The organism is Calidifontimicrobium sp. SYSU G02091, assembly GCF_022631395.1.
Lineage (GTDB): Bacteria > Pseudomonadota > Gammaproteobacteria > Burkholderiales > Burkholderiaceae_C > Calidifontimicrobium > Calidifontimicrobium sediminis.
Genome location: NZ_JALBGB010000002.1, coordinates 252,668 through 259,181 on the forward strand (window position 1 = coordinate 252,668; position 6,514 = coordinate 259,181).

Here is a 6,514-nt window from a genome sequence, read left to right on the forward strand (position 1 = left end):
CATGACCGCTGCGCCGCCCCCGGCCGACGAGCCCGACCTGTACGCCGTCATCGGCAACCCCGTGGCGCACAGCCAGTCGCCGTTCATCCACGCCGAGTTCGCGCGGCAGACGGGGCAGCACATCGAGTACGTGCGCGTGTGGTGCCCGCTCGACGGCTTCGCCGAGACGGTGCGCGACTTCGCGCGCGGCGGCGACGGGCGCTACCGGCGCGCGCGCGGCTGCAACGTGACGGTGCCGTTCAAGTTCGAGGTGCCGCACCTGGCGACGCGGCTGAGCGAGCGCGCCGCGCTGGCGCGCGCGGCCAACGTGCTGCGCTTCGACCCCGACGGGTGGAGCGCCGACAACACCGACGGCATCGGCCTGCGCCGCGACATCGAGGTCAATGCCGGTGTGCCGCTGCGCGGCAAGCGCGTGCTGCTGATCGGCGCCGGCGGCGCCGCGGCGGGCGTGCTCGGGCCGCTGATCGAGGCCGGCCCGGCGGCGGTGACGGTGGTCAACCGCACGCCGGACAAGGCCCACGTCCTCGTCGAGCGCCACCGGGCCTGGGCGGCTCGCCACGGCGTGCGGCTGGCCGAGGCCGCGCTCGACGCGCCGGGCGAGCGCTTCGACGTCGTCATCAACAGCAGCGCGAGCAGCCTCGCCGGCGCGCCGGTGCCGGTGCCGGCCACCGCGCTGCGCGAGGGGGCGCTGGCCGTCGACCTGATGTACGGTGCGGCCGTCGACGGCTTCGTCGCGTGGGCGCAGGCGCACGGCGCGCACGGGCGCGACGGGCTGGGCATGCTCGTCGAGCAGGCCGCCGAGGCGTTCTTCGTCTGGCGCGGTGTGCGCCCCGACACGGCGCCGGTGCTGGCCGCGCTGCGCGCACGGCTCGCGGCGCAGGAGGGCTGAGCGCGGTGGGCGGCGCGTGGCGCCGCGCGCGCACCGAGGCCTTGCGGCTGCTGGTGCTGGCGCTGCTGGCCTTCGTCGCGCTGCAGCTGTACTTCGCCGCACGCGTCGCGCTGATGACGGTCGTCGACCCGGCATCGACGAGCTTCCAGCGCAGCGAGGCGTGGCGGCTGCTGACGACGCGCGGGCGCATCGTCTGGAGCCAGACCTGGGTCGACGACACGCGCATCTCGCCGCACCTCAAGCGCGCCGTGATCGCCAGCGAGGACGCCGGCTTCGTCGAACACAGCGGCGTCGAGTGGGACGCGATCGAAAAGGCCTGGGAGCGCAACCTGCGCGAGCTGGCGCGCCGCCAGCAGCGCCCCGGTGCGCGCCCGCCGCGCGTCGTCGGCGGCTCGACGATCACGCAGCAACTGGCCAAGAACCTGTTCCTGGACAGTGAGCGCACGCTCGCGCGCAAGGCGCAGGAGTTCGTCGTCACGCAGTGGCTCGAGCTGCTGCTGTCCAAGCGGCGCATCCTCGAGATCTATTTGAACCACGTCGAGTGGGGCGAGGGCGTGTTCGGCGCGCAGGCCGCCGCGCGGCACTACTTTCGCGTCGACGCGGCGCAGCTCGGCGTGATGCCCGCCGCGCAGCTGGCCGTGATGCTGCCGGCGCCCAAGCGCTTCGAGAAGCGGCCCGACTCGGCCTACGTGCGCGGCCGTGCGGCGACGATCGCGGCACGCATGGGCGCCGTCGAACTGCCCTGAGCCGGGCGCGGACGCGCGCGACCGGCACAATGCCGCGCGTGGAGCGCAACCTGACGAGCGAAATCGCCGCCGCCGCCGCGAGGCTGGTGGTCGACGAGGGCATGGAGTACGGCGCGGCCAAGCGCAAGGCCGCGCGCGCGCTGGCTGCGCGCGCGGTGCGCAGCGCCGAGCTGCCGAGCAACGACGAGGTCGAGGACCAGGTGCGCGAGTACCTCGCGCTGTTCCATGCCGACACGCAACCCGCCGAGCTCGCGGCGCTGCGCCGGCACGCGCTGCCGTGGATGCAGCGCCTGGCCGAGTTCCGCCCGCACCTGGCCGGTGCGGCCTGGCGCGGCACCGCGACGCGGCTGTCGAGCCTGCACCTGGACCTGTTCTGCGACGACCCGAAGGCCGCCGAGATCGCGCTGATCAACCTCGGCATCGACTACGACGTGGCCAGCGCACCCGGTGGCGCACGCGGCGAGCCGGTGCCGGTGCTCAGCGTGGCCAGCCGCTGCGCCGAGCTCGGCGAGACGGTGACGCTGCACCTGCACGTGCGCGACCTCGACGACTTGCGCGGTGCGCTCAAGCCCGACGCGCGCGGACGCACGCTGCGCGGCGACCTCACGGCGCTGCGGCGCCTGCTCGACGGCGGCGCCGACGCGCCGCCACCGGCGTGAAGCGGCGCACCACCCTCGCGGTGGGCGTCGGCGCCGTGGCCGCCGCCGCCGGCCTCGGTGGCGCGCTGTGGCGGCAGTCGCGCACGTCCGGGGCGCCGGCCGCGGCGCTGTGGCCGCTGCAGTTCGACCGTCCCGACGGCGGCCGGCTCGTGATGGCCGAGTTCCGCGGCCAGCCGCTGGTGCTGAACTTCTGGGCCACCTGGTGCCCGCCGTGCGTCAAGGAGATGCCCGAGCTGGACCGCTTCCACCGTGACTTCGCCGCGCGCGGCTGGCAGGTCGTCGGGCTGGCGATCGACGGGCCGACGCCGGTGCGCGAGTTCCTGCAGCGCGTTCCGGTGAGCTTCCCGATCGGGCTGGCCGGCTTCGGCGGCACCGAGCTCGGCCGCGAATTGGGCAACGTGACCGGTGCGCTGCCGTTCACGGTGCTGATCGGCAGCGAGGGGCGCGTCGCGCACCGCAAGCTCGGCGAGACGAACTACGCCGAGCTGACCGGCTGGGCCCGCGCGCTGCGCTGATCGCGCGTCAGCGACTAATTTCTTTCATCTGCTCGCCAACAGCACCGAAAAAGCGTACATTGCGCCCCTCGCGGTTGCTGCCTGGCAGATTTGCAGGCAGCAACCATCCCCACGGGACAGGATGCCAGCTTCGCGCCGTTGCGCTTCGGCAGCCGCCCGTTTGGCCGCAGTAGGCGGCAGAAAATGCAAGAAGCCGGCCCGTCGACTGCGGCACGGGGTCCGGTGGTCATGAGGGATGCCACGATGGATTTGCGCAAGCTCAAAACGCTGATCGACCTCGTCTCGGAGTCGAACATTTCCGAACTCGAGATCACCGAGGCCGACGGCAAGGTGCGCATCGTCAAGGCCGACGCGCGCGCCGCGGCAGTGGTGCCGGTGGCGGCGGCCGTGCCGGCGATGCCGGCCGTGGTGCCCGCGCCCGTGGCCGCCGCACCCGCCGCGACGCCAGCAGCGCCCGAGCCGGCAGCGCCTCCCGGCCACGTCGTCAAGTCGCCGATGGTCGGCACCTTCTACCGTGCGTCGAGCCCGGGCGCCAAGCCGATGGTCGAGGTCGGCCAGGAAGTCACCGAAGGCCAGCCGCTGTGCATCATCGAGGCGATGAAGATCATGAACGAGATCGAGGCCGACAAGGCCGGCACGGTCACGCGCATCCTGGTCGAGAACGGCCAGGCGGTCGAGTTCGGCCAGCCGCTGTTCGTCATCGAGTGAACGCGGCGACGAACGTCGAACGCGCAACGCGGGCCGGCGCGGCGGCGCGGCCGGCGCCGCCCCAGCGCGCCGCCCGCTGAGGGCCATCGAACCGAGGCACCATGTTCAAGAAGATCCTGATCGCCAACCGTGGCGAGATCGCGCTGCGGATTCAGCGCGCCTGCCGCGAGATGGGCATCAAGTCGGTCGTCGTCTACTCCGAGGCCGACCGCGAGGCCAAGTACGTCAAGCTCGCCGACGAGGCGGTGTGCATCGGCCCGGCGCCGTCGGCGCAGAGCTACCTCAACATGCCGGCGATCATCTCGACGGCCGAGGTCACCGACGCCGAGGCGATCCACCCGGGCTACGGCTTCCTGAGCGAGAACGCCGACTTCGCCGAGCGCGTCGAGCAAAGCGGCTTCACGTTCATCGGCCCGCCGCCGGCGGCGATCCGCACGATGGGCGACAAGGTCTCGGCCAAGCAGGCGATGATCCGCGCTGGTGTGCCTTGCGTGCCGGGCTCCGAAGGCGCGCTGCCCGAGGACCCGAAGGAGATCGTGCGCATCGCGCGCTCGATCGGCTACCCGGTGATCATCAAGGCCGCCGGCGGCGGCGGCGGGCGCGGCATGCGCGTCGTGCACACCGAGGCGGCACTGCTCAACGCGGTGCAGATGACGCGCAGCGAGGCCGGCGCGGCGTTCGGCAACCCGCAGGTCTACATGGAGAAGTTCCTGCAGAACCCGCGGCACATCGAGATCCAGGTGCTCGCCGACGCGCACCGCAACGCTGTGTGGCTCGGCGAGCGCGACTGCTCGATGCAGCGCCGGCACCAGAAGATCATCGAGGAGGCGCCGGCGCCCGGCATCCCGCGGCGCATCATCGAGCGCATCGGCGACCGCTGCGCCGCGGCGTGCAAGAAAATCGGCTACCGCGGTGCCGGCACCTTCGAATTCCTGTACGAGAATGGCGAGTTTTACTTCATCGAGATGAACACGCGCGTGCAGGTCGAGCACCCGGTGACCGAGATGGTGACCGGCATCGACATCGTGCAGCAGCAGATCCGCATCGCCGCGGGCGAGAAGCTGCCGTTCACGCAGCGCCAGATCCAGATGCGCGGCCACGCGATCGAGTGCCGCATCAACGCCGAGGACCCGTACACCTTCGTGCCGTCGCCCGGGCGCATCACGATGTGGCACGCGCCCGGTGGCCCCGGCGTGCGCGTCGACTCGCACATCTACACCAACTACTTCGTGCCGCCGCACTACGACTCGATGGTCGGCAAGATCATCGTCCACGGCGACACGCGCGAGCAGGCGCTCGCACGCATGCGCAGCGCGCTGCTCGAGACGCTCGTCGAGGGCATCCAGACCAACATCGCGCTGCACCGCGAGCTGATGGTCGACGCCAAGTTCGTCGAGGGCGGCACCAGCATCCACTACCTCGAGGGCTGGCTCGGCCAGCACAAGCGGTGAGCCGGCCCGAGCGTCGCGCGGCCGGCACGCGCTAGCCGGAGCGCACCGTGCACGAACTCGTGCTGCAGGCGCCGCAGCCGCTCGTCGAGGCGCTGGCCGACGCGCTACTCGGCGAACTCGACGCGCTGTCGGTGTCGGTCGAGGACGCCGACGCCGGCAGCGAGCACGAGCGGCCGCTGTTCGGCGAGCCCGGCCTGCCGCCGCCACCGGCGGCCTGGCCGCACTCGACGCTGCGCGCGCTGTTCGCGAGCGAAGCGCAGGCCACCGACGCGGCGACGCTGCTGGCCGCGCACGAGGACACGCGCGAGGTGCGGGTGCTCGCGATCGCGCCGGTCCCCGAGGCCGACTGGGTGCGCCAGACGCAGGCGCAGTTCGCGCCGGTCGAGATCACGCCGGCGTTCTGGATCGTGCCGAGCTGGCACGCGCCGCCACCGCAGGCCGAGCGCGTGATCCGCCTCGACCCCGGCCAGGCGTTCGGCACCGGCACGCACGCGACGACGCGCATGTGCCTGCGCTGGATCGCGACGCAGCCGCCAGCGCGCCGCGCGCGCTGGCAGCGCGTACTCGACTACGGCTGCGGCTCGGGCATCCTCGCCATCGCAGCGGCGCTGCACGGCGCCCGCGAGGTTGATGCCGTCGACATCGATGCGGCGGCGATCGAGGCCACGCGCGCCAACGCCGCGGCCAACGGCGTCACCGTGCGCGCCGGGCCGCCCGAGCTCGCGCAGGGCCGCTACGCGCTGGTGCTCGCCAACATCCTCGCGCAGCCGCTCAAGCTGCTCGCGCCGCTGCTGGCCGGCCACGTCGACGCCGGCGGCAACCTCGTGCTCGCCGGCATCCTCGAGCGCCAAGCCGACGAGCTGCGCGCCGCCTATGCCCCTTGGTGCGCCCTCGACGTCGTCGATCGCGACGAGGGCTGGGTGTTGATGCACGCCGCTTTTGCCGGCTGATTCGGCGCGGCCGTCGACGAGGCGCATGGCATCATGCAGCGCATGCCCCTGCTGCCCGTCGGTTGCCTCGCGCCCGTGCGCCGCGCGATGATGCCGCGCTGCCGCACGCGGCCATGACGCTCGCCGCCCGCTGCCCGTCGTGCCGCACGGCGTTTCGCGTCGTGCAGGACCAGCTCAAGGTGTCCAACGGCTGGGTGCGCTGCGGACGCTGCGCGGCCGTCTTCAACGCCAACGAGACGCTGTTCGAGCTCGAAGCGCGTGCGCCGGCCGCCGCGCCGTTCCCACCGCCCGCGCCGCCAGCAGCACCGCCGACGCCAGCCGTCGCCGTCGTGCCCGGCACGCCGATCACCGCATCCGGCGGCCTGGCGGCCGCGGCGACGGCGCCCGAAGAGAGCGTCGCCCTCGACCACGACAGCGCGTGGAACGAACCGCTGCCGACGCCGCGGCTGTCCGTCGACGAATTGCACGCCGCGCTGTTCGGCCCGATGCCGAAGGGCACCGCGGCGCCGACTGCCGAGCCGACTGCCGAGCCGACTGCCGAGCCGACTGCCGAGCCGACTGCCGAGCCGACTGCCGAGCCGACTGCCGAGCCGACT

The 6,514-nt window shown here is 73.0% G+C and carries 8 protein-coding genes; all 8 read left to right on the forward strand.

Annotated elements, in window-relative coordinates:
• The first annotated feature begins 1 nt into the window (after nucleotide 1).
• Nucleotides 2–889, forward strand: coding sequence for a shikimate dehydrogenase (gene aroE / locus MOJ79_RS02620; protein WP_241922746.1), 888 nt, complete (start codon nucleotides 2–4; stop codon nucleotides 887–889).
• 5 nt (nucleotides 890–894) lie between these two features.
• Nucleotides 895–1,635: a monofunctional biosynthetic peptidoglycan transglycosylase gene (mtgA, locus tag MOJ79_RS02625; RefSeq protein ID WP_241922747.1), complete on the forward strand. Its 741-nt coding sequence runs from the start codon at nucleotides 895–897 to the stop codon at nucleotides 1,633–1,635.
• 29 nt (nucleotides 1,636–1,664) lie between these two features.
• The gene (locus MOJ79_RS02630; protein ID WP_241922748.1) at nucleotides 1,665–2,294 is read left to right on the forward strand and encodes a hypothetical protein; all 630 of its coding nucleotides are present in this window, start codon (nucleotides 1,665–1,667) and stop codon (nucleotides 2,292–2,294) included.
• A complete protein-coding gene (locus MOJ79_RS02635) occupies nucleotides 2,291–2,809 on the forward strand; it encodes a TlpA family protein disulfide reductase (protein ID WP_241922749.1) in 519 nt (172 codons plus the stop codon). Before MOJ79_RS02630 ends, MOJ79_RS02635 begins: the two co-directional genes overlap by 4 nt.
• 243 nt (nucleotides 2,810–3,052) lie before the next feature.
• The gene (gene accB, locus MOJ79_RS02640) at nucleotides 3,053–3,517 is read left to right on the forward strand and encodes an acetyl-CoA carboxylase biotin carboxyl carrier protein (protein ID WP_241922750.1); all 465 of its coding nucleotides are present in this window, start codon (nucleotides 3,053–3,055) and stop codon (nucleotides 3,515–3,517) included.
• A gap of 101 nt (nucleotides 3,518–3,618) precedes the next feature.
• Nucleotides 3,619–4,968, forward strand: coding sequence for an acetyl-CoA carboxylase biotin carboxylase subunit (gene accC, locus MOJ79_RS02645; protein ID WP_241922751.1), 1,350 nt, complete (start codon nucleotides 3,619–3,621; stop codon nucleotides 4,966–4,968).
• Between the two features lie 47 nt (nucleotides 4,969–5,015).
• Nucleotides 5,016–5,918: a 50S ribosomal protein L11 methyltransferase gene (gene prmA, locus MOJ79_RS02650; RefSeq protein WP_241922752.1), complete on the forward strand. Its 903-nt coding sequence runs from the start codon at nucleotides 5,016–5,018 to the stop codon at nucleotides 5,916–5,918.
• Between the two features lie 113 nt (nucleotides 5,919–6,031).
• Nucleotides 6,032–6,514 (forward strand): zinc-ribbon domain-containing protein (locus tag MOJ79_RS02655; protein WP_241922753.1); only part of this gene is annotated, 483 nt, incomplete at its 3' end.

Excerpts from the sequence above, each read along its gene's own strand:
- aroE (WP_241922746.1), top strand. The coding sequence starts at position 2 with ATGACCGCTGCGCCGCCCCCGGCCGACGAGCCCGACCTGTACGCCGTC.
- MOJ79_RS02630 (WP_241922748.1), top strand. The coding sequence starts at position 1,665 with ATGCCGCGCGTGGAGCGCAACCTGACGAGCGAAATCGCCGCCGCCGCC.
- accC (WP_241922751.1), top strand. The coding sequence starts at position 3,619 with ATGTTCAAGAAGATCCTGATCGCCAACCGTGGCGAGATCGCGCTGCGG.
- accB (WP_241922750.1), top strand. The coding sequence starts at position 3,053 with ATGGATTTGCGCAAGCTCAAAACGCTGATCGACCTCGTCTCGGAGTCG.